The sequence below is a fragment of the Streptomyces sp. NPDC029292 genome (assembly GCF_055569295.1).
Genome location: NZ_JBVHXR010000016.1, coordinates 177602 through 203045 on the forward strand (window position 1 = coordinate 177602; position 25444 = coordinate 203045).

At 71.0% G+C, this 25444-nt stretch carries 25 protein-coding genes and 1 riboswitch; of the genes, 14 read left to right on the forward strand and 11 right to left on the reverse strand.

Translation table 11 applies throughout. From position 1 onward, the window contains the following. Positions 1-7 precede the first annotated feature (7 nt). From ACZ4WS_RS31195 to ACZ4WS_RS31215, 5 genes are all read left to right on the forward strand, one after another. Positions 8-805 carry an ATP-binding cassette domain-containing protein gene (locus ACZ4WS_RS31195; RefSeq protein WP_467985742.1) on the forward strand — a complete coding sequence of 266 codons (798 nt, stop codon included), beginning with the start codon at positions 8-10 and terminating at the stop codon, positions 803-805. Next, the gene (locus ACZ4WS_RS31200; RefSeq protein WP_467985744.1) at positions 777-2861 is read left to right on the forward strand and encodes a YhgE/Pip family protein; all 2085 of its coding nucleotides are present in this window, start codon (positions 777-779) and stop codon (positions 2859-2861) included. Before ACZ4WS_RS31195 ends, ACZ4WS_RS31200 begins: the two co-directional genes overlap by 29 nt. Positions 2862-2896: 35 nt before the next feature. After that, positions 2897-3526: a TetR/AcrR family transcriptional regulator gene (locus tag ACZ4WS_RS31205; protein ID WP_467985746.1), complete on the forward strand. Its 630-nt coding sequence runs from the start codon at positions 2897-2899 to the stop codon at positions 3524-3526. 412 nt (positions 3527-3938) lie between these two features. Next, positions 3939-4553 carry a DUF4126 domain-containing protein gene (locus tag ACZ4WS_RS31210; protein ID WP_467985748.1) on the forward strand — a complete coding sequence of 205 codons (615 nt, stop codon included), beginning with the start codon at positions 3939-3941 and terminating at the stop codon, positions 4551-4553. A 45-nt stretch (positions 4554-4598) separates the two neighbouring features. Beyond that, the gene (locus ACZ4WS_RS31215; RefSeq protein WP_467985749.1) at positions 4599-6107 is read left to right on the forward strand and encodes a phytoene desaturase family protein; all 1509 of its coding nucleotides are present in this window, start codon (positions 4599-4601) and stop codon (positions 6105-6107) included. Positions 6108-6161: 54 nt separating this feature from the next. On the opposite strand, the gene ACZ4WS_RS31220 is transcribed toward ACZ4WS_RS31215, so the two are convergent. The 6 genes from ACZ4WS_RS31220 to ACZ4WS_RS31245 form a co-directional block, all read right to left on the reverse strand. Next, the gene (locus ACZ4WS_RS31220) at positions 6162-7118 is read right to left on the reverse strand and encodes an SCO2102 family sporulation regulator (protein ID WP_467985751.1); all 957 of its coding nucleotides are present in this window, start codon (positions 7116-7118) and stop codon (positions 6162-6164) included. A gap of 57 nt (positions 7119-7175) precedes the next feature. Further along, on the reverse strand, positions 7176-8099 hold the full coding sequence (gene metF, locus ACZ4WS_RS31225) for a methylenetetrahydrofolate reductase [NAD(P)H] (RefSeq protein ID WP_467985753.1): 924 nt from the start codon (positions 8097-8099) through the stop codon (positions 7176-7178). 121 nt (positions 8100-8220) lie between these two features. Further along, a complete protein-coding gene (gene thiE, locus ACZ4WS_RS31230) occupies positions 8221-8880 on the reverse strand; it encodes a thiamine phosphate synthase (RefSeq protein ID WP_467985755.1) in 660 nt (219 codons plus the stop codon). Between the two features lie 93 nt (positions 8881-8973). Continuing rightward, entirely contained in the window at positions 8974-9345 is a 372-nt protein-coding gene (locus ACZ4WS_RS31235) for an Rv2175c family DNA-binding protein (RefSeq protein WP_467985756.1), read from the reverse strand. Positions 9346-9746: 401 nt separating this feature from the next. Continuing rightward, positions 9747-10979 (reverse strand): NAD(P)/FAD-dependent oxidoreductase, encoded by a 1233-nt coding sequence (locus ACZ4WS_RS31240; protein ID WP_467985758.1) that lies wholly within the window; start codon positions 10977-10979, stop codon positions 9747-9749. 45 nt (positions 10980-11024) lie between these two features. Then, a complete protein-coding gene (locus ACZ4WS_RS31245) occupies positions 11025-11384 on the reverse strand; it encodes an avidin-fold protein (RefSeq protein ID WP_467985760.1) in 360 nt (119 codons plus the stop codon). A gap of 52 nt (positions 11385-11436) precedes the next feature. After that, a riboswitch (TPP riboswitch) is annotated at positions 11437-11550 on the forward strand. On the opposite strand from ACZ4WS_RS31245, the gene thiO reads away from it, so the two are divergent. From thiO to ACZ4WS_RS31275, 6 genes are all read left to right on the forward strand, one after another. Next, positions 11548-12705 (forward strand): glycine oxidase ThiO, encoded by a 1158-nt coding sequence (thiO, locus tag ACZ4WS_RS31250; protein WP_467985762.1) that lies wholly within the window; start codon positions 11548-11550, stop codon positions 12703-12705. Its footprint overlaps the riboswitch before it by 3 nt. Further along, a complete protein-coding gene (thiS, locus tag ACZ4WS_RS31255) occupies positions 12702-12902 on the forward strand; it encodes a sulfur carrier protein ThiS (RefSeq protein WP_467985764.1) in 201 nt (66 codons plus the stop codon). Before thiO ends, thiS begins: the two co-directional genes overlap by 4 nt. A 3-nt stretch (positions 12903-12905) precedes the next feature. After that, entirely contained in the window at positions 12906-13700 is a 795-nt protein-coding gene (locus ACZ4WS_RS31260; RefSeq protein ID WP_467985765.1) for a thiazole synthase, read from the forward strand. Positions 13701-13906: 206 nt separating this feature from the next. Continuing rightward, positions 13907-15850, forward strand: a complete 1944-nt coding sequence (gene pknB, locus ACZ4WS_RS31265) for a Stk1 family PASTA domain-containing Ser/Thr kinase (RefSeq protein ID WP_467985767.1) — start codon at positions 13907-13909, stop codon at positions 15848-15850. Between the two features lie 107 nt (positions 15851-15957). Further along, positions 15958-16827 (forward strand): deoxyribonuclease IV, encoded by an 870-nt coding sequence (locus ACZ4WS_RS31270; protein WP_467985768.1) that lies wholly within the window; start codon positions 15958-15960, stop codon positions 16825-16827. 89 nt (positions 16828-16916) lie between these two features. Continuing rightward, the gene (locus ACZ4WS_RS31275) at positions 16917-17441 is read left to right on the forward strand and encodes a DUF4396 domain-containing protein (RefSeq protein WP_467985770.1); all 525 of its coding nucleotides are present in this window, start codon (positions 16917-16919) and stop codon (positions 17439-17441) included. Positions 17442-17465: 24 nt separating this feature from the next. Here the strand turns inward: ACZ4WS_RS31275 and ACZ4WS_RS31280 are convergent, their stop codons facing one another. Then, positions 17466-18098: a sulfite oxidase-like oxidoreductase gene (locus tag ACZ4WS_RS31280; protein WP_467985772.1), complete on the reverse strand. Its 633-nt coding sequence runs from the start codon at positions 18096-18098 to the stop codon at positions 17466-17468. A gap of 155 nt (positions 18099-18253) precedes the next feature. Between ACZ4WS_RS31280 and bfr the strand changes: the two genes are divergently transcribed. Continuing rightward, on the forward strand, positions 18254-18733 hold the full coding sequence (gene bfr / locus ACZ4WS_RS31285) for a bacterioferritin (RefSeq protein ID WP_467985774.1): 480 nt from the start codon (positions 18254-18256) through the stop codon (positions 18731-18733). On the opposite strand, the gene ACZ4WS_RS31290 is transcribed toward bfr, so the two are convergent. The 3 genes from ACZ4WS_RS31290 to ACZ4WS_RS31300 all read right to left on the reverse strand — a co-directional run bounded on the left by ACZ4WS_RS31290 (position 18730) and on the right by ACZ4WS_RS31300 (position 21877). After that, complete coding sequence (locus ACZ4WS_RS31290; protein ID WP_467985775.1) at positions 18730-18990, reverse strand: (2Fe-2S)-binding protein; 261 nt, start codon at positions 18988-18990, stop codon at positions 18730-18732. The two genes, bfr and ACZ4WS_RS31290, sit on opposite strands and share 4 nt — an antisense overlap. Before the next feature lie 161 nt (positions 18991-19151). After that, on the reverse strand, positions 19152-20504 hold the full coding sequence (locus ACZ4WS_RS31295) for a class II 3-deoxy-7-phosphoheptulonate synthase (RefSeq protein WP_467985777.1): 1353 nt from the start codon (positions 20502-20504) through the stop codon (positions 19152-19154). Between the two features lie 170 nt (positions 20505-20674). After that, positions 20675-21877: a glycoside hydrolase domain-containing protein gene (locus ACZ4WS_RS31300; protein ID WP_467985779.1), complete on the reverse strand. Its 1203-nt coding sequence runs from the start codon at positions 21875-21877 to the stop codon at positions 20675-20677. Positions 21878-22016: 139 nt separating this feature from the next. On the opposite strand from ACZ4WS_RS31300, the gene ACZ4WS_RS31305 reads away from it, so the two are divergent. Next, positions 22017-22073 carry a trp operon leader peptide gene (locus ACZ4WS_RS31305; protein WP_076973970.1) on the forward strand — a complete coding sequence of 19 codons (57 nt, stop codon included), beginning with the start codon at positions 22017-22019 and terminating at the stop codon, positions 22071-22073. A gap of 94 nt (positions 22074-22167) precedes the next feature. Then, entirely contained in the window at positions 22168-24111 is a 1944-nt protein-coding gene (locus ACZ4WS_RS31310; RefSeq protein WP_467985781.1) for an anthranilate synthase family protein, read from the forward strand. On the opposite strand, the gene ACZ4WS_RS31315 is transcribed toward ACZ4WS_RS31310, so the two are convergent. Then, positions 24063-25058 carry a 2-hydroxyacid dehydrogenase gene (locus tag ACZ4WS_RS31315; protein ID WP_467985783.1) on the reverse strand — a complete coding sequence of 332 codons (996 nt, stop codon included), beginning with the start codon at positions 25056-25058 and terminating at the stop codon, positions 24063-24065. The two genes, ACZ4WS_RS31310 and ACZ4WS_RS31315, sit on opposite strands and share 49 nt — an antisense overlap. Positions 25059-25444: the final 386 nt, after the last annotated feature.

The window sequence follows — 25444 nt, forward strand, 5'->3', positions numbered from 1 at the left end:
GGGAGCTGTGGGCGAACCGCATGGAATCGCCGTCAGCGCCGAGGGGTTCGGGCTGAAGGGCCCGCGCGGCTGGGTGTTCCGGGGTGTCGACCTCGCCGCGGAACCCGGCTCGCTGATCGCGATCGAGGGGCCGTCCGGTTCCGGCCGGACGTGTCTGCTGCTCGCGCTCACGGGGCGGATGAAGCCGAGCGAGGGGACGGCCGTGGTGGGGCGGTCGAGGCTGCCGAAGCAGCTGGCCGCGGTGCGTCGGGCGAGCGCGCTCGCGCACGTGCCCGGCGTCACCGACCTGGATCCGGCCCTGACCGTCGGGGAGCACCTGCTCGAACGGGCCCTGCTGCAACGGCGGTTCGGAGGCTCGCTGCGGGGGCTGCTGCGGCCTCGTGCGGAGCGGGCGACCGAAGCGAAGCTGCGGATCGACGCCGCCCTTGCCGCCGCCGAGCTCGACCGGGAGACGCTGCCCAAGGGTTCACGGACCGCCGTGCGCGACCTGGAGCGCCTGGAGGCCCTGCGGCTGTCCGTCGCGCTGGCTCTCATCGGCCGACCGCGTCTGCTCGGCGTCGACGACACCGACCTCAAGCTCCCGGAGGCCGAACGGGCCGAGGCCTGGGCCCTGTTGAAGTCGCTCGCCGAGTCCGGCACCACGGTCGTGGCGGTGTGCAGCGAGGCTCCCGAAGGCGCCGTCGTCGTGTCCACCGCCAAGCGCGCCGTGTCCCCCGAAAAGGTCGCCGTGTCCACCAGCGAGGCCATCGTGCCCACCGACGAGAAGGAGACGGCGGATGCGCTCGCCGAAACTGGCCGCGCTTGAGCTCAGGCGCTTCGGGAGGGGAAAACTCCCGCGTGCCGCGCTGGCCGCGCTCCTGCTGCTGCCCCTGCTCTACGGCGCCCTCTACTTGTGGTCGTTCTGGGATCCGTACGGCCGTCTCGACCGCATCCCCGTGGCGCTGGTGAACGACGACAAGGGGGCGACGGCCGCGGGCAAGAAGGTCACGGCGGGCGACGACATCACCCAGGGGCTGCGCGACAGCGACACCTTCGAGTGGCACGAGGTCAGCGCCGCCGAGGCCCGCGAGGGCGTCGAGGACGGCACGTACTACCTGTCGCTGACCATGCCGAGCGACTTCAGCAAGCGGATCGCCTCCAGCTCCGGGGACGCGCCGGAGACGGGTGCGCTCCAGGTGCGTACGAACGATGCCAACAACTACATCGTCGGGCAGATCTCGCGGACGGTGTTCAGCGAGGTGCGCACGGCCGCGTCCACGAAGACCTCGCGGTCGTTCCTCGACAAGATCTTCATCTCGTTCTCGGACATCCACGGGGCGACCGAGAAGGCAGCCGAGGGAGCCGACAAGCTCAAGGGTGGGATCGGCAAGGCGAAGAAGGGTTCCAAGGACCTCGCGGACGGCCTCAAGGAGGCCAAGAAGGGCAGCGGGAAGCTCTCCGGGGGCCTGAAGAAGCTCAACAGGGGCGCGGGCGACCTGGAGGACGGCTCGCAGCAGGTCGCGGACGGCACGCAGACGCTGGCCGACAAGGTCAACGGGGTCGCGGACAAGGTGGGCCCCTTCCTGAAGGACAACGAGAAGTCGATCGGGGACACGGCCCAGCTCGTCGCCGACTCCGCCTCGGGGATCCGCCACAACCTCGACACGCTGGTGGAGACGGCCCCGGCCGCCGCCAAGGGTGCCCACACGGCCTCCACCGCGCTGGACGCCGTCTACAAGGCGCGCTGCGAGACCCTGCCGATCCCCGACGCCGCGTGCCCCGACCTGAAGAAGGCCAAGCAGGCGGCCGCGGACGTGGCCGAGGTCGCCGACGACGTGAACACGCTGATCGACGACCAGGACGGCGATCTCGACAGGCTCGACAAGAACCTGGCCGCGCTCCAGAAGCAGGCCCAGGCGCTCGCCGACCGCTCGCCACACCTCTCCGAGGACCTCGACGACGCCGTCTCCAAGATCGACAAGCTGAACGAGGGCGCCGCGAAGGTCGCCAAGGGGGCCGAGAAGCTGCACACCGGGCTCGGCACGGCCAAGACCGGCGCGGCGGACCTCGACACGGGCGTCGGCAGACTGAGGACGGGCGCGAGCGATCTCGACGGAGGCATCTATCAGCTCGTCGGCGGCTCCGGGAAGCTCGCCGGCGGACTGCACGACGGCGCCGACCAGATCCCCGACTACGACACGAAGGACCGCGACCAGCGCACCCAGGTCATGGCCGACCCGGTGCAACTCGCCTCCAAGGACCTCCACAAGGCGCCGAACTACGGCACCGGCTTCGCCCCGTACTTCATCCCGCTGTCCCTGTGGGTGGGCGCGATGGTGGCGTACATGCTGATCCAGCCGCTCAACCGGCGCGCGCTCGCGGCGGGCGCCTCGGCCTGGCGCATCGCACTGGCGGGCTGGCTTCCGGTGGCCGCCGTGGGAGTGCTGCAGACGGCCGCCCTCATGGCGGTGCTCCACTGGGCGATCGGCCTGGAGATGGCGCGGGCGGCCGGGACCGTGGGCTTCCTGTTCCTGGTGACGGCTTGCTTCGCGGCCATCGTGCAGTGGCTGAACGCACGCTTCGGGGCGGCGGGCCGGATCCTCGTCCTCGCCTTCCTGATGCTTCAGCTGACGTCGGCGGGCGGCACGTACCCCGTCCAGACCAGTCCGGGTTTCTTCAACGCGATCCACCCCTTCTTGCCGATGAGTTACGTCGTCGAGGCCCTGAGGAGGCTCATCACGGGCGGCGGCCTGGGGCCGGTCTGGCAGGCGTGCGCCGTCCTCGCGGCCTTCACCGTCGGCGCCCTCGCGCTCACCGCCGTGTCGGCACGCCGCAAACAGGTGTGGACCCTCGACCGGCTGCACCCGGAGCTGAGCCTGTGACGGCTCGCGCGAGTGCTCCTGTGACAATCGGGGCCATGGAAAGCAGCAGCACCACGGCGGGCGGCGGCGGCCGTCGCGAGGCGACCCGGCAGAAACTCTACGAGGCGGCCGTCACCCTGATCGCCGAACAGGGCTTCTCCGCCACCACGGTGGACGAGATCGCCGAGCGCGCCGGGGTCGCGAAGGGCACGGTCTACTACAACTTCGCGAGCAAATCGGTCCTCTTCGAAGAGCTGCTGCGGCACGGCGTGGGACTCCTCACCGCCTCCCTACGGGAGGCGGCCGAGAAGACCGAGCGGGACGGCGGCAGCAAGGTCGACGCCCTGGACGCGATGATCCGGGCCGGGCTCGTCTTCATCGACCGCTACCCGGCCTTCACCCAGCTGTACGTGGCCGAGCTGTGGCGTACCAACCGGACCTGGCAGTCCACGCTGATGGTGGTCCGGCAGGAGGCGGTCGCGGTCGTCGAGGGCGTCCTGCGCGACGGGGTGGCGAACGGCGAGCTCAGCGACGAGATCGACATCCCGCTGACGGCGTCCGCGCTGGTCGGCATGGTCCTGGTGGCCGCCCTGGACTGGCAGGCCTTCCAGCCGGAGCGCTCCCTGGACGACGTCCACGCGGCGCTCTCCCGGCTGCTCCAGGGACGCGTGGGCGGCAGCCGGTAGCGTCCCGCCCGGCCGGCCGCCGGCGGGCCCCTCCCCGGCACACACGAAAGCGCCGGTCCGATCTGGCCGCGTCCCCCGCGGGCCACTCGAACCGGCGCTTCGCCGTGCTCCCCCGTGCTTCCCCGTACGTCCCCGTACGTCCCCCGTTGGGCCCCGTTCGGTCGTCCCCCGGGTCCCCCGTGCCTCACTTCCGCCGACTCGTCGGCGGAAGGAGCGGCCAAGGGCGCGGGAACCGTTCCGCCGCCCCGTGTCGGCGGTACCGGAGCCGCGCCCCTTTCCGTGCCTCCACTCTCTCGTTCGCACAGGTCGGGCCCATCCGCGCGCGTACTCATCTCACTCCCTAGGTACGAATACTCAGGCGTACGCACTCATGCCCAGGACGCACCGTTGTCGACTGGTTACGATCGCGTCCGTGTCCGTACTCCCCCTGGTCTTCACCAGCGGCTGGGCCAGCGGCATCAACGCGTACGCGGTGGTGTTGCTCCTCGGCATCTTCGGCGCGACCGGCCTGAGCGACGACGTCCCGGAGTCCCTGCAGCGCCCTGAGATCCTGATCACAGCGGGCGTTCTCTTCCTCTGTGAGGCGGTCGCCGACAAGATCCCGTACGTGGACTCGGCGTGGGACTCGGTGCACACCGTGATCCGGCCGGTGGCGGGAGCGTGGGTCGGGGCGCTGCTCGCCGGGCAGAGCGGTTCGCTCTCCGATCTGGCGGCGGGCGCGATCGGCGGTTCGACGGCGCTGGCGAGCCATACGGTCAAGGCCGGGACGCGGATGGCGATCAACACCTCGCCGGAGCCGTTCAGCAACATCGTCATGAGCACCGCCGAGGATCTGGGCGTCGCCGGGATCCTCACCTTCGCGATGTTCCACCCCGAGGCCGCGGCGATCATCGCGTGCGTCCTGCTGCTCGCCGGGCTCGTGGTGATCTTCTTCCTCATCTCGCGGATCCGGCGGTTCCTGCGCCGCCGGGCGCAGCGCCGGGAGGAGAAACGGCTGGCGGCGCGGGTGGGGCCCCCGCCCGACTGACCGCCGCGGGCGGGGCTGTCAGTGGTGGCCGATAAAGTCGCTGGCATGGGACGGATTGCGGTGATCGGCGCCGGGATGGGCGCGATGGCGGCCGCCGCCCGGCTGGCCGTCGCGGGCCACCGGGTGGTGGTGTACGAGCGCGCGGCGACGTACGGCGGTGCGGTGCGCCGCTTCGAGCGCGACGGGTTCGCCTTCGACACGGGCCCCGGCCTGCTGCCGCTGCCCGCGGTCTACCGCGACCTGTTCGTCAAGACGGGCAAGGAACCGCTGGAGGACCGCGTCGAGCTGGTCCAGGTGGACCCGTCGTCCCGGCATGTCTTCGCCGACGGCACACAGGCGTCGCTGCCGAACGCCTCGCGCGCGGGCGTCGTGGCTTCGCTGGACGAGGCGCTCGGGGCGGGCGCCGGCCAGCGGTGGGGCGACTTCCTGGTGCGGGCGCGCGAGGCATGGGACCGCACGCGCCGGCCGCTCCTGGAGGAGCCGCTGTGGCCCGACTGGTCGGTGCTCGCCGAGCGCGAGCCCTACCCCGCGGTGCCGCACAAGCGGCTGCTGCGCACCCGGCGGGCCACCACTCTCGCCGAGGTCGGCGCCTGGGAGCTGCACGATCCGCGCCTGACGGCCCTCCTGGAGAGCCACGCCCTCGCGTACGGGCTCGACCCGCGTGCCACCCCGGCGAGCGCCGCCGTGCTGCCCTACATGGAGCATGCCTTCGGCACCTGGTATGTGCGCGGCGGCATACGGGAGTTGGCGCGCGCGGTGTACGAGCGGTGTCTGGCCCGGAGGGTCGAGTTCGTCTTCGGTGCCGAGGTCGCGGGGATCGTGGAGAAGGACGGGCGCGCCGCGGGGGTGGAGCTCGCCGACGGCACGGTCAGGGAGGCGGACCACGTCGTGGCGGGCGTGGATCCCGTACACCTCAGGGGCCTGACGGACCGTCTCCTCCAGGACGACGGTGACGTACGGCCGGACATGGTGGCGGCGCGGCCCGGGCGGTTCACCGTGCTGCTGGCCCTGCGCGGGACGCGTGAAGCGGGTGCGGCGCACCGCACGGTCGTCCACACGCCCGACCGGAGCGCCGAGCTGGACTCCCTGCTCTCGGTCGCCGACGACCGGGTACGGCCCACGGTGACCGTGCTGCGACCGGACGACCCGACGCTGCGGCCCGACGAGGACCACGAGTCCGTGGTCCTGACCGCCGCGGCACCGGCCGAGGAGGAGTGGGGTCTCAACGGCTCGGCGGAGCGGTTCGCCGACCGTCTTGTCTCCACGGCCGAAGCCGCCGTCCCCGGGCTGCGCGAGCGCCTCATATGGCGCGAGGTGCGCACGCCCGACCACACCGAGGAAGAGACGGGAGCCGCGTACGGAGCCGTGCCCGCCCCCGCGCTCGCCGCCGGCGACGGGCGTTTTCTGCACCCGGGCAATACCACCCGGTTCCCCGGGCTGTATCTCGTGGGCGGCTGGGCCCACCCCGGCGGCGGACTCCCGCATGCGGGCATGTCGGGCGCCCTGGTGGCCGGACTGATCGTGGAGGGACCGGAGTTCCGGGGCTCGCAGTGAGCGTTCCGGCGCCCTGAGGCAGCGGCCGGCGCACGGGATCGGCGCCGGGGGCCCTCAGTAGCGGTACTGCTGCTGGTCGTCGTACCCGGTGCCGTTGCCCTGGTACGGATACGGCTGCTCGGGCGGGAGTTCGCCGCCGTACTCGTCGGTGCGCTGCTGCGGCACCCAGACGCCGCCGGCCGGGGTCTCGCCGCCGTAGCTGCCGGTGGCGTACTGGTCCTGACCGTAGCCCTGCTGCGGCATGTACTGCTGCTGCTCGCCGCCGTAGGTCGTGTCGTACGAGGCACCGCTGTACGTCTGTGTGCCGATGTACGGGTCGGAGTAGCCGGCGTACTGCTGCTGGCCGGTGTCGTAGGTGTACTGCTGCTGGTCGTAGCCGGAGTAGCCGTCGTACGCGTAGGCCTGCTGGTCCTGAGCGGCGGCCGCGTAGGCCTGCTGGTCCTGGGTCTGGGCGGCGCCCGCGTAGGACTGGTCGCCGGCGTACGCGGTGTTGTTGTAGATGCCGTACGAGCCGGTGTCCTCGGGCAGGGGCTGCGGCTCGTAGACGGCGGTGGTCTCGGCGGCCGCGGGCTCAGCCGCCCCGGGAGGCATGAACCGGTCGGACTGCGCGGGCGAGAAGACGTCGTCCTCGCCGGCGTACTCGTCCGCCTGCGGATAGGTCGCGTCGTCGGTCGCCTCGAGGTCGGAGACCTCCAGCGTCGGGTCCTGGTGGTCCGGCTCACCCCGGCGGCGCTTGGTGGGCTTGTCGGGGGCGGAGCGGCCGTTGATGGCCCAGCCCTCGGCGAAGCCACGGCGGAACGACAGGGTGACGTACGTCTGGCCGACCGCGAAGGCGGCGGCGCCGAGGCCGATGACCACCACGGAGGGCATCAGCACACCAAGGACCACGCCCAGGAAGCCGACGAAGGCGAGCAGCCGGTAGCGCAGCCGCGCCTTGTACTGCAGCAGCACCTCGCCCAGCAGCCACAGTGCGACGATGCCGAACGCGACATAGAGGACCGTCCAGCCCATGTACGCCCCTCTCCCAGGTGGCCGCTACGCAGTGTGTCGTACGCGGGTGCGACCGGTCTAGGCCTGCTGTGGGTGGTGCAGGCCCAGATTCTCGTAGATTTCCAGCGTCGCCGTGGAGTTGTTGAGCGTAATGAAGTGCAGTCCGGGGACTCCCTCGGCCAGCAGCCTCGCGCAGAACTCCGTCGCGAACTCAATTCCAATGGAGCGTACAGCGGCCGGATCGTCTTTGGCTGTGAGGATCCGCTCTTTCAGGGCCTCCGGGAACGAGGCGTTGCTGAGCTTCGGGAGCCGCTCCAGCATCTTCACGCTCGTCACCGGCATGACCTCCGGAATCACCGGAGTCTCACAGCCGGCGGCCTCGACCCGGTCGCGCAGGCGCAGGTAGGACTCCGGCTGGAAGAACATCTGCGTGATCGCGTAGTCGGCGCCGGCGCGGCACTTGTCGACGAAGTGCGCGACGTCCCGGTCCCAGTCCGCGGAGCGCGGGTGCATCTCCGGGAAGGCCGCGACACCGACACAGAAGTCGCCGGACTCCTTGATGAGCCGGACGAGTTCGGCCGCGTAGGTCAGGCCCCGCGGGTGCGGGATCCAGTCGCCCATCGGGTCGCCGGGCGGGTCGCCGCGGACCGCGAGCATGTTGCGGATCCCGGCGTCCGCGTACTGGCCGATGATGTTGCGCAGTTCCGCGATGGAGTGGTTGACCGCGGTCAGGTGGGCGACCGGGGTGAGCGTCGTGTCGACGACGATCTGCTCGGTCTCCTTGACCGTGCCCGCACGCGTGGAGCCGCCGGCTCCGTAGGTCACGGAGACGAAGTCGGGGGCGACGGCCTCGACCCTGCGCAGCGCGTTCCACAGGTTCCGCTCGCCCTTGGGGGTCTTCGGCGCGGAGAACTCGAACGAGTACGTCGTTTTGCCGGTCGCGAGCATGTCGCGCACGGTGCGTGCGCGATCAGTCCTGGTGGAAGCAGATCCGAGGGCCATACCCGCAGGTTAGCCAGGGGGCGCCGGTCCCCCAACCGAACCGATGGGAATTGTCCGATTTGCCGACTTCTTGTCCACCCCTCGGACAGCTGCCGCACATCTATGCGACGCGCAGCCGCTGCTATGCGCCGCGCAGCCGCTTCGCGAACTCTCCCGCCGCCGCTCCCGGGTCGTCCGCCTCGGTGATCGCCCGTACGACGACGACGCGGCGGGCGCCCGCCTCCAGCACCTCGTCGAGGTTGCCGAGGTCGATGCCGCCGATGGCGAACCAGGGACGGTCGGTGCCCAGCGAGGCCGTGTGACGGACCAGGTCCAGGCCGGGTGCGTGGCGGCCCGGCTTGGTGGGGGTCGGCCAGCAGGGGCCGGTGCAGAAGTAGTCCACGCCCTCTTGGACGGCGGCGGCCGCGGCCTCGGACTCGGCGTGCGTGGAGCGGCCCATGAGGACGTCCTCGCCGAGGATGGCGCGGGCCGCGGGGACCGGGAGGTCGCCCTGGCCCAGGTGGAGTACGTCGGCGCGGATGGCGTGGGCGACGTCCGCCCGGTCGTTGACCGCGAGGAGCTTGCCGTGGCGTGCGCAGGCGTCCGCGAAGACCTGGAGGTGCGCCAGCTCCTCGGCCGCCTCCATGCCCTTGTCGCGCAGCTGCACGATGTCGACGCCGCCCGCCAGGACCGCGTCCAGGAAGTCTGCGAGGTCGCCCTGGCGCTTGCGGGCGTCCGTGCAGAGGTAGACGCGGGCGTCGGCGAGCTGGGCGCGCGCGGTGGCGGCGGCGGTCTCGGGCATGCGTGTGTCCCCCGTTGTCGGTGCGTACGGACCGCGGCGGCCGGGGTGGGCCCGACCGCCGTGGTCCGTACGCCGGACGGTCTTCTGTTCAGGTCAGACGGCGAGCGCCTGGGCGCGGCGCTTCACCTCCGTGCCGCGATTCTCGCTCAGAGCCTGCGCGGGGGTGCCGGGCAGGGTCGGGTCGGGGGTGAAGAGCCACTCAAGCATCTCTTCGTCGGAGAAGCCGTCGTCCCGCAGGAGCGTCAGGGTGCCGGACAGGCCCTTGACGACCTTCTGCTCGTTCCCGTCGATGAAGGCGGCGGGGACGTGCAGCGCGCGGTTCTCACCACGGCGTACGGCGATCAGCTGGCCTTCCTTGACCAGCTGCCGGACGCGGGTCACCTCGACGCCGAGCTGTTCGGCGATGTCGGGGAGGGTGAGCCAGGCGGGGACGAGAGCATCGATCTTTGCGTCAATCTCGGTCACGGGACAAGCCTGCCATCCCGGACTGACACTCGGTACCCGAGTGCCGTCCCGGCCGAGTTCCCACGCTTCGGCGATCGGGTGGGTTTGGGTCGCCCGGCACCGCCGAAACCCACCGCGGCGCGGCTCGCCGGCCCGGCGGGAGAGCATCCCCAACTCCGCCGGGAGCGGTTCCGCCTTCGGCGAACCGGGGCTCGCTGCCGCCGCTCGGCACCGCCGAAAACCACCAGCGTGCGACCCGCCGTCGCGGCGGAAAAGGATCCCCGGTCCCGCCGGACACGGTTCCGCCTGCGGCGAACCGCAGGCGCGCGGTCGCTCGGCACCGCCGAAAACCACCAGCGTGCGACCCGCCGTCGCGGCCGGAAGAGATCCCCGGCTCCGCCTGCGGCGGTAGAAGGTCTTGGTTACGCCGTCGCGGACTTCAGCGGTCTCGACGGGTCCGGCAGCAGTTCCGGATTCATCGGCGTGCCCGCCTCGATGAGCTTGCGGCCCTGGGCCAGGTCCCTCGGGCGGCCCACCGCCAACAGGGCGACGAGGCGGTCCTGGCGGAGCCAGCAGACGGTCCAGGCGGCTCCGGACGGGTCGCCGCGCCAGATGGTCGTGTCGGCGGGCGCGTGGTGGCCGACGTACTGGACGAAGCGGCCGAACTGCTCGGACCAGAAGTACGGGACCGGGTCGTACGCCGCGGGGGACTCGCCGATGATGTTCGCCGCGACCGTGCGCGGGCCCTGGAGGGCGTTGTCCCAGTGGTGGACCAGGAGGCGGTCCTCGTACCGTCCCGAAGGGAAGGAGGCGCAGTCGCCGACCGCGTAGACGTCCGGCACGGAGGTGCGCAGGTGGTCGTCGGCCACGATCTCGCGGTGGGCGCCGAGTTCGATGCCGGAGCCGCTGAGCCAGGTGGTGGCGGGACGCGCGCCGATGCCGACGACCACGGCGTCCGCGGGCACCCGGGAGCCGTCGTCCAGCACCACCGTGCCGGGCTCGACGTGCTCCACGCGCGCGTGGGTGCGCAAGGAGGCCCCGCTGTCCGCGTACCAGGCGGCCATCGGAGCGGCCACCTCGGCGGGCAGCGCCCCGGCCAGCGGCCGGTCGGCGGCCTCGACGACCGTCACCGCGCACCCGGCCTCGCGCGCCGCCGTGGCGAACTCGGCGCCGATCCAGCCCGCCCCGACGACCACGATGTCGTGCTGCTGGGCGAGCACGGGGCGCAGCCGCTCGGCGTCGTCCAGGGTGCGCAGCAGATGGACCCCGGGCACGCCCTCCGCGCCCGGCAGCTGGATCGGTTCCGCGCCCGTCGCGATGACCAGGACGTCGTACGGCACGGGCCCGGTCTCCGTGTCCAGCTCGTGCTCGAGGGGGCGTACGCCGAGCGCCTCGCGCCCGAGCTGCAGTTCGATGCCCAGTGCCTCGAAGTCGACGTCGAAGGCGGAGCCCTCGGCCTTGCCGAGCAGCACCGCCTTGGACAGCGGCGGCCGGTCGTACGGCTGGTGCGGCTCCGCGCCGATCAGCGTCACGCTGCCGGTGAAGCCCTGTTCGCGCAGGGCGACCGCCGTCTGCACACCGGCCATGCCCGCGCCCACCACGACGACCCGCCGTGCCGCGCGCCCCTGTGCCTGCGTCTGCGTCTGCTCGCTCACCTGATCACCATAGACACCTGACAAATCGTCAGTCAGCGGGCGTGCTCAGTGACCTGTTCCACAATCCTCGTCGACCTGTTCCACCACGCTCGTCCCACTGCCCGCCCGCGACTCCCATTCCCAGGTCTCCTCCAGACGCACGCGCCCGTCCGGCAGCTCCACCACGAGCGACCCGCAGTGCCCCGAAGAGGTGCCGCCGTCGCGCTTCAGCTGGACGTACCGGAAGTCGAGACGGTCACCCTGCCGGGTACCCACGAGGTGACCGCGTACGACGTCGCCGCCCGCGTACTCGGCCCAGATCTCGCCGTCCTTCTCGTGGTACGTGAACCGGGTGCGGGTGCCCACCTGACCAGGCGCCTGGTCGGCGACGGGGGCGAGAACGAGACCGTCGAGCGAACGGGCCATGGACGGAGGCTCCCTTACTGAGACATGCGGCTGCGGGCTAGGGTGGCCAACGTAAAGCACTCGCGGGAGCCCGGACGCACCGGGCTGAGAGGGAGGCTGGGACGGCCTCCGACCGTACGAACCTGATCCGGGTCATGCCGGCGAAGGGAGGGGCTGGACGCCCATGTCGCGTACATCAGACGTCCTTGTCATCGGGGGCGGAATCATCGGCCTGGTCACCGCCTGGCGGGCCGCGCAACGCGGGTTCAGCACGGCACTCGTGGACCCCGAACCCGGCGGCGGTGCCGCCCAGGTCGCGGCCGGAATGCTCGCCGCCGTCACCGAACTGCACTACGGCGAGCAGACCCTGCTGGGCCTCAACCTGGCCTCCGCGCGCCGCTATCCGGAGTTCGCGGCCGAACTCACCGAGGCGACCGGTCAGGACCTCGGCTACCGCCAGTGCGGCACCCTGGCCGTCGCGCTGGACGCCGACGACCGCGCCCATCTGCGTGAACTGCACACCCTGCAACGCCAGTCGGGGCTCGACTCGGAGTGGCTGAGCGGGCGCGAGTGCCGCCGTCTGGAGCCGATGCTCGCGCCCGGCGTACGCGGCGGTCTGCGGGTCGACGGCGACCACCAGGTCGATCCGCGCCGCCTCGCGGGGGCCCTGGTCACGGCGTGCGAGCGGGCCGGAGTGGTGTTCCACCGGACGTGGGCGCAGCGGCTGACCGTCGTGCGGGACCGGGCCGCCGGCGTCGTCACCACGGACGGCACCGAGCTGGCGGCGGGCCAGGTGGTCCTCGCCGGAGGCAGCCTCAGCGGGCGCCTGTCGGGCGTCCCCGACCACGTCCTGCCGCCCGTGCGTCCCGTGAAGGGGCAGGTGCTGCGGCTGACCGTGCCGAAGCGGTACGCGCCCTTCCTGAGCCGCACCGTGCGTGCCGTCGTACGCGGCAGCCACGTCTACCTGGTGCCGCGCGAGAGCGGCGAGCTGGTCGTCGGCGCGACCAGCGAGGAGCTGGGCTGGGACACGACGGTGACCGCGGGCGGCGTGTACGAGCTGCTGCGCGACGCCCATGAGCTGGTCCCCGGGATCACCGAGCTGCCGCTCACCGAGACGCGCGCCGGACTGCGCCCCGGCTCGCCCGACAACGCCCCGCTGCTCGGCCCGACCGCGCTCGACGGCCTCCTGCTGGCCACCGGGCACTACCGCAACGGCGTCCTGCTCACACCGATCACCGGTGACGCGATGGCGCACGTCCTCACCACCGGTGAACTCCCGGACGAGGCACGCCCCTTCACCCCCAAGCGCTTCAGCCCGGCCCTCACGGAGCAGCCCGCATGAACATCTTCGTCAACGGGGAGCGGCAGCGGATCGTCGCGGGGACCGCTCTCGACACGCTCGTCGCGACCCTCACCCCGGCCCCGTCCGGTGTGGCCGCCGCGCTCAACGAAACCGTCGTCCCGCGCGCGCAGTGGTCGTCCACGTCCCTCTCCGAGGGAGACCGCGTCGAAGTCCTCACCGCCGTCCAAGGAGGCTGACCCGTGGCCGACGATCCCTTTGTCCTCGGTGGTACGTCCTTCTCGTCCCGTCTGATCATGGGGACGGGCGGCGCGCCCAGCCTCGACGTGCTGGAGCGCTCGCTCGTGGCGTCCGGCACGGAGCTGACGACGGTCGCGATGCGGCGGGTCAGTCCTGATGCGCACGGCTCGGTTCTGTCCGTGCTCGACCGGCTGGGTATCCGCGTGCTGCCGAACACGGCGGGGTGTTTCACCGCGGGTGAGGCCGTGCTGACCGCCCGCCTCGCGCGCGAGGCCCTCGGTACCGACCTCATCAAGCTGGAGGTCATCGCCGACGAGCGCACGCTGCTGCCCGATCCGATCGAGCTGCTCGACGCCGCGGAGGTGCTGGTCGACGACGGGTTCACCGTCCTGCCGTACACGAACGACGACCCCGTGCTCGCGCGGAAGCTGGAGGACGTGGGCTGCGCCGCGATCATGCCGCTCGGGTCGCCGATCGGGTCCGGGCTGGGGATCCGGAACCCGCACAACTTCCAGCTGATCGTGGAGCACGCGCGCGTGCCGGTGATTCTGGACGCCGGTGCCGGCACGGCATCCGACGCGGCGCTCGCCATGGAGCTGGGGTGTGCGGGTGTGATGCTCGCCTCGGCCGTGACCCGCGCCCAGGAGCCGGTGCTCATGGCCGAGGGGATGCGGCACGCGGTGGAGGCGGGGCGGCTTGCCCGGCGTGCGGGGCGTATCCCTCGGCGGCACTTCGCCGAGGCGTCGTCTCCTGCGGAGGGCATGGCGCGGCTGGATCCGGAGCGGCCCGCCTTCTAGGCACCCGGCGCTGTGAGATCTCCCACCCGCGCAGCGCCCGTTTCCGGTCGGCTGACAAGTGCGGGTCTCCCGTGCATCGGCCTCGCCGTCGGCGGCTTGCTCCTCGTCGGCGGCGGGTGCGGTGTGCGTCACAGGTCGGCTGCAGTCCCGCTGCGGTATCGGCTGAACGGGCTGTCGTGACAGTGGCGGCTCGTACACTCACCTGCGTGGATACGACCCTTCAGGACCCGCTTGTCGGGCAGGTGCTCGACGGCCGCTATCGCGTGGAGGCACGGATCGCGGTCGGCGGGATGGCCACGGTCTACAGGGCCCTGGACACCCGCCTCGACCGCGTGCTCGCGCTCAAGGTGATGCACCCGACGCTGGCCGTCGACGGCTCGTTCGTCGAGCGGTTCATCCGCGAGGCCAAGTCGGTGGCACGGCTCGCCCACCCCAATGTGGTGCAGGTCTTCGACCAGGGGACGGACGGGTCGTACGTCTATCTGGCCATGGAGTACGTCGCCGGGTGCACCCTGCGCGACGTACTGCGCGACCGCGGCGCCCTGCAGCCGCGGGCCGCCCTCGACATCCTGGAGCCGGTGCTCGCCGCGCTCGGCGCCGCGCACCGTGCCGGGTTCGTGCACCGCGACATGAAGCCGGAGAACGTCCTGATAGGGGACGACGGCCGGGTCAAGGTGGCGGACTTCGGTCTCGTACGGGCCGTGGACACGGTCACGAACACGACGGGGGCCGTCCTCGGCACCGTGTCGTACCTCGCTCCCGAGCAGATCGAGCACGGCACCGCCGACACCCGCGTCGACGTCTACGCGTGCGGTGTCGTCCTCTACGAGATGCTCACCGGCAGCAAGCCGCACTCCGGGGACTCCCCCGCGCAGGTGCTCTACCAGCACCTCCACGCGGACGTACCGCCGCCGTCGGCCGCCGTGCCGGGGCTGCCGTACGCGCTCGACGAGCTGGTGGGCACGGCGACCGCCCGCAATCCCGAGGTGCGCCCGCACGACGCGGTGACGCTGCTCGGCCAGGTGCTCCAGGCGCGGGCCGGGCTCACCGCCGAGCAGCTCGACGCCATACCGCCGGGGGCCATCGCCACGGGTCACGACCGCGCCGAGGACCGTACGAGCGTGATCCCGCGCTCGCTGTCCGTGCCGCGGCCACTGCCGGTGAACGAGGACGACGACAACGCCGTACTCGACCGGACCAGCCGGTTCGAGCGGACCAGCCTCTTCGAGACCCCGCCGCCCCCGCACTCGCGGCGCGCCGCGGGGCCCCGGCGCGGGATGCTCGCGATCATCGCCGCCGTCGTGCTGGTGCTGGGCCTCGGTGCCGGTGTCTGGTACATCAACTCCGGCCAGTTCACCAAGGTCCCGCCGATCCTCTCGAAGACCCAGGCCCAGGCCAAGGTCCGGCTGGCGGAGGCCGGGCTCGACGTCGGTCAGATCAAGCACGCGTACAGCGACACCGTGAAGCGTGGCGCCGTCATCAGCACCGACCCGGAGATCGGCGCCCGGATCCGCGACAACGACTCGGTGACGCTGACCATCTCCGACGGCCCGGAGACGGTGAAGGTGCCTGATCTGACGGGCTTCGCCCTGTTCAAGGCGAAGGAAGTGCTGAAGGAGTACGGGCTCGCCGCGGGCATGGTCACCCGGGAGTTCAGCGAGGACGTCCCCACGGGCTTCGTGATCAGCACGGACCCGGACGGGGGCACCAAGCGCCACGCGGGTTCGGCCGTTGCGCTGGTCGTCAGCAAGGGCAGCCCGGTCGAGGTGCCCGAGGTCACGGGCGCGTCCGTGGAGGACGCCACGGCGGAGCTCAAGGACTCGGGCCTGAAGGTCAAGATCGCCTCCAAGCAGGTCAATTCGGAGTTCGACAAGGGGCAGGTGGCCCAGCAGTCGCCGGACGCCGGCGGCGAGGTCGCCGCGGGCGACACCGTGACGCTGACGATCTCCAAGGGCCCCGAGATGGTCGAGGTCCCGGACGTCGTGGGCGACAGCGTGGACGACGCGAAGAAGGCGCTGGAGGACGCCGGGTTCAAGGTCAACGAGGACCGCGGACTGCTCGGGCTCTTCGGGGACACGGTCAAGAGCCAGTCGGTGGACGGCGGCAAGACGGCGCCCAAGGGGTCGACGATCACCATCGATATCCGCTAGGGCGACAGCTTAGATATTTGCTAGGGCGGCAGCTTCGACATCCGCCGAGGCGGCCGCTTCCAGGTCCGCCGACCGGGCCGCCGGGAGCACGTGACACCCTGAAGGGCGTGACCAGCAAGCAGCTCCGCAACCCCGTCGGCGGCCATGTCCCCGTGGCCGGCGGCCTCAATTCCGTCGGTCTGACCTACGCCCGCGACCTCGCGGCCGAGACCGTGCAGGTCTTCGTCGCCAACCCGCGCGGCTGGGCGACGCCCGTCGGCAACCCGAAGCAGGACGAGGAGTTCCGCGCGGCCTGCGCCGCCGAGTCGATCCCCGCGTACGTCCATGCCCCGTATCTGATCAACTTCGGCTCGCACACCGAGGCGACGGTCGAGAAGTCGGTGGAGTCCCTGCGGCACTCGCTGCGGCGCGGGCGGGAGATCGGCGCCCTGGGCGTGGTCGTGCACACCGGGAGCGCCACCGGCGGCCGGGAGCGGGGCGTCGCCCTCAAGCAGGTTCGTGAGTACCTGTTGCCGCTGCTGGACGAGCTGACCCACGACGACGACCCGTTCCTCCTGCTGGAGTCGACGGCGGGCCAGGGCGCCTCCCTCTGCTCCCGCACCTGGGACTTCGGGCCGTACTTCGAGGCACTGGACGCCCACCCGAAGCTGGGCGTCTGCCTCGACACCTGCCACATCTTCGCGGCCGGCCACGACCTGACCGGGCCGAGCGGGATGCACCAGACCCTCGACCTGCTGGTGGACACCGTCGGCGAGGGCCGGCTGAAGCTGATCCACGCCAACGACTCCAAGGATGTGGTCGGCGCCCACAAGGACCGCCACGAGAACATCGGCTCCGGCCATATCGGCGAGGACCCGTTCCGGGCCCTGATGACCCACCCCGCCACCGAGGGCGTACCCCTGATCATCGAGACTCCCGGCGGCAAGGAAGGGCATGCGGCGGACGTGGATCGGCTGAAGAAACTGCGCGACGGCTGAGCCCCTTCCGAGCCCATTGAGGAATACCCCCAGGGGGTATACGGTTCCTGCTTGACACAGGAACCGTTACTCGGCGTTGGGGGCTTCTCATGCAGCACGACACGCACGCAGCGCAGCACCACGAGGGACACACACACCACGAGGGACACACGCACCACGAAGGCCACGGCATCGGCAAGGTCACCTGGTCCATGGCAGCGCAAGCGACCCTGCACTGCCTCACCGGCTGCGCCATCGGCGAGGTGCTCGGCATGGTGATCGGCACCGCGTTCGGCTGGGGCAACGTACCGACGACGGTCCTGGCGATCGCCCTCGCCTTCTTCTTCGGCTACGGGCTCACGCTGCGCGGCGTCCTCAAGGCAGGCGTCGGCTTCAGGACGGCCTTCCGGGTGGCGCTGGCCGCGGACACGCTGTCCATCGCCGTGATGGAGCTGATCGACAACAGCGTGATCGCCCTGTGGCCGAACGCGATGGACGCCTACCTCGACGACCTGCTGTTCTGGGGCGCCCTGGCCATCTCACTGACCGTCGCCTTCGTGGTCACCACCCCGATCAACAAGTGGATGATCGGCCGCGGCAAGGGGCACGCGGTGGTGCACCAGTACCACCGCTGACGCACCCGGAGGGTGCGCCGGGGATCAGAGCTCGGGGCCGTCCCCGGGCTCCTCCTGGTACGAGTAGCGCTGCTCGCGCCACGGGTCGCCGATGTTGTGATAGCCGCGCTCCTCCCAGAAGCCGCGGCGGTCGGCCGTCATGTACTCGACGCCGCGGACCCACTTGGGGCCCTTCCAGGCGTACAGATGCGGCACGACGAGGCGGAGCGGGAAGCCGTGCTCCGCCGTCAGCAGCTCGCCGTCCTTGTGGGTGGCGAAGATCGCGCGGTCGGAGGCGAAGTCCGACAGGCGGAGGTTCGAACTGAATCCGTACTCGGCCCAGACCATCACGTGAGTGACGGTGGGCGCGGGCGGAGCGATCTCCAGGATCGTACGGGCCGGAATGCCGCCCCATTCGGCCCCGAGCATGCTGAACTTGGTGACGCAGTGCAGATCGGCCACGACCGAGGCGTACGGCAGGGCCGTGAACTCCTCGTGGGTCCAGCAGTGCTTCTCTCCGTCGGCGGTGGCGCCGAAGACCCTGAACTCCCAGCGTTCGGGGCGGAACTTGGGTACGGGCCCGTAGTGCGTGACCGGCCAGCCGCGCTGCAGTCGCTGCCCTGGAGGAAGCTCCGACTGCGCCGCTTCTCCAGATTCACGCTCCACCGGCTGACCCATGACTCCATCCTGACAGACCCGGGACAGTGCACATGACCAGCCCAGGTCGGATTCGGGCAACTCCTACTAAGCGTGCACTTACTGGACTGCCTTGGGTGCCGGTGCAAGGATGCGGCGCAACCTGCCCAGTCCCCCGCTTGGAAGGAGCCTCTGCGATGCAGGGCGATCCCGAGGTCATCGAATTTCTCAACGAGCAGCTGACCGGCGAGCTCACCGCGATCAACCAGTACTTCCTGCACGCGAAGATGCAGGAGAACTTCGGCTGGACGAAGCTCGCGAAGTACACGCGGCACGAGTCGTTCGACGAGATGAAGCACGCCGAGGTGCTCACCGACCGAATCCTCTTCCTGGAGGGCCTGCCGAACTACCAGCGGCTGTTCCACGTCCGGGTGGGGCAGACCCTCACCGAGATGTTCCAGGCCGACCGGGAGGTGGAGGTCGAGGCGATCGACCGCCTCAAGCGCGGGATCGAGGTGATGCGGACGAAGGGCGACATCACGTCCGCGAACATCTTCGAGTCGATCCTCGAGGACGAAGAGCACCACATCGACTATCTGGACACCCAGCTGGAGCTGGTGGAGAAACTCGGCGAAGCGCTCTACATCGCGCAGCTGATCGAGCAGCCGGAGAGCTAGGCGGCCTCGTCCATCGACACGGGCACCGGGACGTCCGCGATCTCCGAGAGGACCGGCTTGCCCTCGTCCACGAGCTCACGGCGCGGGCACGCGCCCCGGCCCAGCAGGGCCTGAATCCGGCGGACACACGAACCACAGTCCGTGCCCGCCTTGCACGCCGACGCTATCTGGCGGGGGGTGCAGGCGCCGCCCTCCGCGTGCTTCTTCACCTGCGCCTCGGTGACACCGAAGCAGTTGCAGACGTACACGCGGTTCACCTCCCGACGGGATTCCTAGGTCGCGCCATCCCGATCAATCGGTGAGGCTAACCTAACCTTACCCGTCCCTCAGGGACCGCAAAAGTGCCATGGGGCGCGGATCGTATGTGATCCGCGCCCCACCTCACTCTGCTGTAACAACCGAAACGGCTGCTGATCTGCTACTGGTCCCGGTACATCTCGGCGACCAGGAAGGCCAGGTCAAGGGACTGGCTGCGGTTCAGGCGCGGGTCGCAGGCCGTCTCGTAGCGCTGGTGCAGGTCGTCGACGAAGATCTCGTCGCCGCCGCCCACGCACTCGGTGACGTCGTCACCGGTGAGCTCGACGTGGATACCGCCCGGGTGCGTGCCCAGGCCCTTGTGGACCTCGAAGAAGCCCTTGACCTCGTCCAGCACGTCGTCGAAGCGGCGGGTCTTGTGGCCCGAGGCCGCCTCGAAGGTGTTGCCGTGCATCGGGTCGGTCACCCAGGCCACGGTCGCGCCGGAGGCGGTGACCTTCTCGACCAGCTCGGGCAGCTTGTCGCGGACCTTGTCCGCGCCCATCCGCACGATGAAGGTGAGGCGGCCCGGCTCGCGGTCCGGGTCGAGGCGCTCGATGTACTGCAGCGCGTCCTCGGCCGTCGTCGTCGGGCCCAGCTTGATGCCGATCGGGTTGCGGATCTTGGACGCGAACTCGATGTGCGCGCCGTCCAGCTGACGGGTGCGCTCACCGATCCACACCATGTGGCCCGAGACGTCGTACAGGTGGCCCGTACGCGAGTCGACCCTGGTAAGCGCCGACTCGTAGTCGAGGAGCAGCGCCTCGTGGGAGGCGTAGAACTCGACGGTCTTGAACTCCTCCGGGTCGGTCCCGCAGGCCCGCATGAAGTTCAGCGCGTTGTCGATCTCGCGCGCCAGCTGCTCGTAGCGCTGGCCGGACGGGGACGACTTCACGAAGTCCTGGTTCCAGGCGTGCACCTGGCGCAGGTCGGCGTAGCCGCCGGTGGCGAAGGCGCGCACCAGGTTGAGCGTGGAGGCGGACGCGTTGTACATCCGCTTCAGGCGCTCGGGGTCCGGGACGCGGGCCTTCTCGTTGAAGTCGAAGCCGTTGACCGAGTCACCGCGGTACGTCGGCAGGGTCACGCCGTCGCGGGTCTCGGTGCCCTTGGAGCGCGGCTTGGAGTACTGGCCCGCGATGCGGCCGACCTTCACGACCGGCACCGAGGCGGCGTACGTCAGGACGGCGCCCATCTGGAGCAGCGTCTTCAGCTTGTTGCGGATGTGGTCGGCCGACACGGCGTCGAAGGCCTCGGCACAGTCGCCGCCCTGGAGAAGGAACGCCTCTCCCTTGGCGACGGACGCCATCCGGGCGCGCAGCTGGTCGCACTCGCCCGCGAAGACGAGCGGCGGATACGACTCGAGGTCCGCGATCACATCGCGCAGAGCCTCGGCATCGGGGTACTCGGGCTGCTGCGCCGCGGGCAGGTCTCGCCAGGTGTTGCCAGCGCTCGCGCTGGGCTTAGCGTTCACGGTCACGCTGACAACATTACGGGGTCGTGTCGGGCGTCCATCCTCCTGCTCATCAATTGAGACGGAGCGCGCTCGATCGGAGGCGCTCCGGACGGCCGTACGACTGGGCCGTACGACAGGTACGTACGGCCCAGTCGTACGGACCTGTCGTACGGCCCAGTCGTACGGACAGGCGGCTAGTCCACGTCGAGCAGGTTGCGGTCGATGTTGATCGTCACGTTGCCGTGGGTCTCGGTCGTGTCGCCCGCGTACTGGTGGATGCGCTGGTGCTTGGCCCACAGGCTCGCGGGGATCAGCGGGTCGGTGGTGGTCGACCGGTCGTTCCAGCTGGCGAAGTGGATCACGTCGGGCGACGTGATGGAGGTCCTGTTGGCCACCAGGTCGCTGATCAGGGACGAGACGCCGCCGTACGCGCCGGAGCGGTAGCCCAGCTTGTGCAGGCGCTCGGTGTAGGCGTCGAGGTAGGCGAGCACTTGCTGGGTCACGGTCGGGTCGGGGTCGTAGTGCTCCAGGTCGCTGTAGATCACGCTGCCCTTGCCGAGCCCCAGCGCCGCGGCCTGCCGGGCCGCGTCGTCGGCGGCCGCCGTGCCCTGCGGCACCGGGTCGGTGATCTCCGCGCAGCCGCCCCCGCAGCTGCCGCCGTCCGAGGAGGGCTGCCGGCCGACGTACAGCGGGATGAACCGCCAGCCGGCGGCGTACTGCGTCCGCACCCACTCGGCGGTGAGGTTGGTCTGGGCGCAGGCACGGTTGACCCCGCCGATGTAGATGCCGACGGCGCCGTAGCCGGACGCGTCCCGCCAGGCGTCCATCGCCTTCTTGCTCGGCGCGGTGCAGGCGTCGAAGCCCTCGCCCCGCGAGGATGTCGCCTTCGCGAGGGCGGACGGCGTGGCGGGCGCCCCGGTGGCCGACTCGGCCTGCGCGGCGGCGACGGGCAGACCGGCGCCGGCGAGGATCCGCCGGATCTCCGCACGGTCGTTCCCGTACGTGGCGGTCACGGCGATGCGCTCCCCGGTGGCCCGGTACGTACCGGCCGTGCGGTTCTCGGTGACGGCGCTCCCGACGGTGCCGGCGGGCTGCACCAGGAGGGCTTCGGTCCGTCCTCTGGCCTGCGCCGGACAGTTCTGCCGGTCGCCGGGCGTGCCGAGGTACACGGCATGCCGGTCGAACCGGACACAGGCCTCCGGGTTCTTCTCCAGGTCCACGACCTGCCAGGAGACGGGCACGGTGAACTCGTGGCCGAGGTAGGTGACCCGGGTGGTGTCGTCGGAGGAACGCGGGGCCGACCCCGCGGCGCCGGGTGCGGCGGCGGCGAGGGCTGTGGCCAGGGCCGTGGCCAGGGCGAACACGGTGAGCGCGCGGGCGCCGCCGCGGCGCGGCATGGGTGAACGGGCTGTATGAATGGCTGACTCCTCGGTCGGGCTTTTTGGCCATGAATGGCCGGTGACCGAGCGGTCCGAAACCGCCACGCCGATGGTTCACGCTGTTGCCCGGCCCGCGGCGTCGGGTAAGGTGCGGCGCATGTTCGCGCATTCGATCCAGAACTGGTGGTGGACCGCTCATCCGGCGGCCCACTGACTGCGCGTACTCAAGACTTCGCGAAGGCCGCCCGAGGGGCGGCCTTCGGTGTTTCCCGGGGTCGTTCCTCTCCTAGTGAGAAGGAACAGGACCGATGAACCTGCTCGACCTGCTGGACGATCCCCGTCCGTTCGCGCTGCTGCGCCGCCGCACCCCCGGCAGTTCCGTCGAAGGTGGCGACACGGTGGAGCTGCTGCTCGGCCCGGTCAGCACGTACGACCGCCTCGCCGACCTCCCCGACGAGGGCCTCGCGCTCATCCCCTACCGCCAGATCCGCGAGCGCGGCTTCGACGTCCGCGACGACGGCACACCGCTCGCGGTGCTGACCGCCGAGGAGAGGTACGAACTGCCGCTGGAGCAGGCCCTGCTGGAGCTGCCCTCGCACGACGTGCGCGTCGAGGGCGGCGGCTTCGACGTCGCCGACGAGGCGTACGCCGGGATCGTCGGGCGGGTGCTGCGCGAGGAGATCGGGCGGGGCGAGGGCGCGAACTTCGTCATTCGTCGTACGTACGAGGGGGAGATCCCGGGGTTCGGGAAGGCCGATGCCCTCGCTCTGTTCCGTCGGCTCCTGGTCGGTGAGCGGGGCGCGTACTGGACGTATGTCGTGCACACCGGAAACGAAACGGGGTCCGAAGGGCCTTCCTTGGAAGGGCAGGGGCGGGAGACGGGTGGGCGGACGCTGGTCGGGGCGAGCCCCGAGGTGCATGTCCGGATGTCGGGCGGGACCGTGGTGATGAACCCGATCAGCGGGACGTACCGCTACCCGGCCGACGGTCCCACGCCCGAGGACCTGCTGGAGTTCCTCGCCGACGGCAAGGAGATCGAGGAGCTCTCGATGGTCGTCGACGAGGAGCTCAAGATGATGTGCACCGTCGGCGACATGGGCGGGGTCGTCGTCGGGCCGCGGCTGAAGGAGATGGCCCATCTCGCGCACACCGAGTACGAGTTGCGGGGGCGCTCCTCGCTGGATGTGCGCGAGGTCCTGAAGGAGACCATGTTCGCGGCGACCGTCACCGGGTCGCCGGTGCAGAACGCATGCCGGGTCATCGAGCGGCACGAGGTGGGCGGACGCGGGTACTACGCGGGGGCGCTGGCCCTCATCGGCCGGGACGCGGGCGGGGCCCAGACCCTCGACTCCCCCATCCTCATCCGGACCGCCGACATCGACGCGGACGGGCGGCTGCGGGTGCCGGTGGGCGCCACGCTCGTACGGGGGTCGGATCCGGCGAGCGAGGTCGCCGAGACGCATGCGAAAGCGGCGGGGGTGCTGGCGGCATTGGGGGTGCGCCCCGGACGGCCGCGCGAGGAGGGCGTACGGCCGAAGCTGGGCGACGACCCTCGGGTGCAGACGGCGCTCGACGGGCGGCGGGCCTCGCTCGCGCCGTTCTGGCTGCGGATGCAGGAGCGTGTGGCGGAGCTGACCGGGCATGCGCTCGTCGTGGACGCCGAGGACACCTTCACCGCGATGCTCGCGCACCTGCTGCGGTCGTCGGGGCTCGAGGTGACGGTCCGCCGGTACGACGAACCGGGGCTGCGGGAGGCTGTGCTCGCGCACGAGGGCCCGCTGGTCCTGGGTCCCGGTCCAGGCGATCCGGGCGATGTCCAGGACCCCAAGATGCGCTTCCTGCGCGCGCTCACCGCCGAGGTGATCCGGGGCCACCGGCACGGTGTCCTCGGCGTCTGCCTCGGCCATGAGCTGATCGCGGCCGAGCTGGGCCTGGAGATCGTCCGCAAGGAAGTGCCGTACCAGGGTGCGCAGACCGAGATCGACCTCTTCGGGCGGGCGGAGACCGTCGGCTTCTACAACAGCTTCGTGGCGCGCTGCGATGCGGAGGCCGCGGCGGAACTGGCGGCCCACGGCGTCGAAGTCAGCCGCAGCGGCACCGGTGAGGTGCACGCGCTGCGCGGGCCCGGGTTCGCGGGCGTGCAGTTCCACCCGGAGTCGGTGCTGTCGCTGCGCGGTACGGAGGTCGTACGGGAGCTGGTGGGTCAGCTGCGCGGGACCAGCACGTTCTCGGAGCGGCGGCCCGCCTTGTAGTCGAGGACGTTGTGCAGCGTGGTGTCGATGATCTGGCCTACGGCGTCCACGGTGTAGTACGCCTGGTGGGACGTGACCAGGACGTTCGGGAAGGTGACGAGGCGGGCCAGGGTGTCGTCCTCGATGGCCTCCAGGGACTTGTCGAGGAAGAAGAGCCCGGCTTCCGCCTCGTACACGTCGAGGCCGACGCCCGTGAAACGGCCCTCGCGCAGTTCGGCGACGAGGGCCTGGGTGTCGACGAGGCCGCCGCGGCTGGAGTTCACCAGGATCGCGTCGTCCTTCATCGTGTGCAGCGCGGCCGCGTCGATGAGGCGCTCGGTCTCCGGCAGCAGCGGTACGTGCAGGGTGATCAGGTCGGACTCGGCGAGGAGTTGATCCTTGGGGACGTACTTCATGCCGAGTTCCACGCAGGCCGGGTTCTCGGCGACGTCCCAGCCGAGCAGGTTCATACCGAAGCCGTGGGCGATCCGGGTGAACGCCTCGCCGATCTTGCCGGTGCCGAGGACGCCGGCGGTGCGGCCGTGCATGTCGCGGCCCATCAGCCCGTCGAGGCGGAAGTCGAAGTCGCGGGTGCGGGTGGCTGCGCGGACGATGCGGCGGTTGACGGCCATGCCGAGGGTCCAGGCGAACTCGGCGACGGAGTAGGGCGAGTAGTACGAGACCCGGGCGACCGTCATACCGAGGCGTTCGGCGACCTTGAGGTCGATGTTGTTGAAGCCGGTGGAGCGCTGGGCGATCATCTGCGTGCCGCCGGCCGCCAGGGTCTGCAGGACGCGGTGGCCCAGTCCGCAGTTGACGCTGGTGGAGATGGCCTCGTGGCCCGCCGCGATGGGAGCGGTGTCCTCGGTCAGGAAGACGTCGAGGCAGCGGGCCTCGTGGTGTCCTTGGAAGGCCTTCTCGATCAGGGGCTTCTCGTCGGACTGGACGCCGAAGGCCAGGATCTCCACGGGGCCCCTCCGGGGTGTGCCGGAATTGTCTGGTACCGGTGAATATACGGCGGGGCGGCGGGGTGCGCTCGGGGCGGGCGGGGCGGGGGCCGTGCGGTGCAGCGGTCCGCCGGTGGGTGGGTCGCCTGTCGTCGGGGGTGGGTCGGGGCCGCGCCGGTACATCCGCCCGCATCCGAACGGATCAGCTGTGGGGTGAGAGGTGCTGTCTTCTTTTGATCCGTTCGGATGCGGGCATTTGATGTACCGGCACGGCCCCTTCCGTGCGTCGGCGGCTGCGGCTGCGGGTGCGGGTGCGTGGGGGATTGGGGGCTTGGGCGTCAGCCCCGGCATGGTCCCTTGGGTGCGGCCCCTCCGTGCGGCCCCTCCGTGCGTCGGTGGCCGTGCGT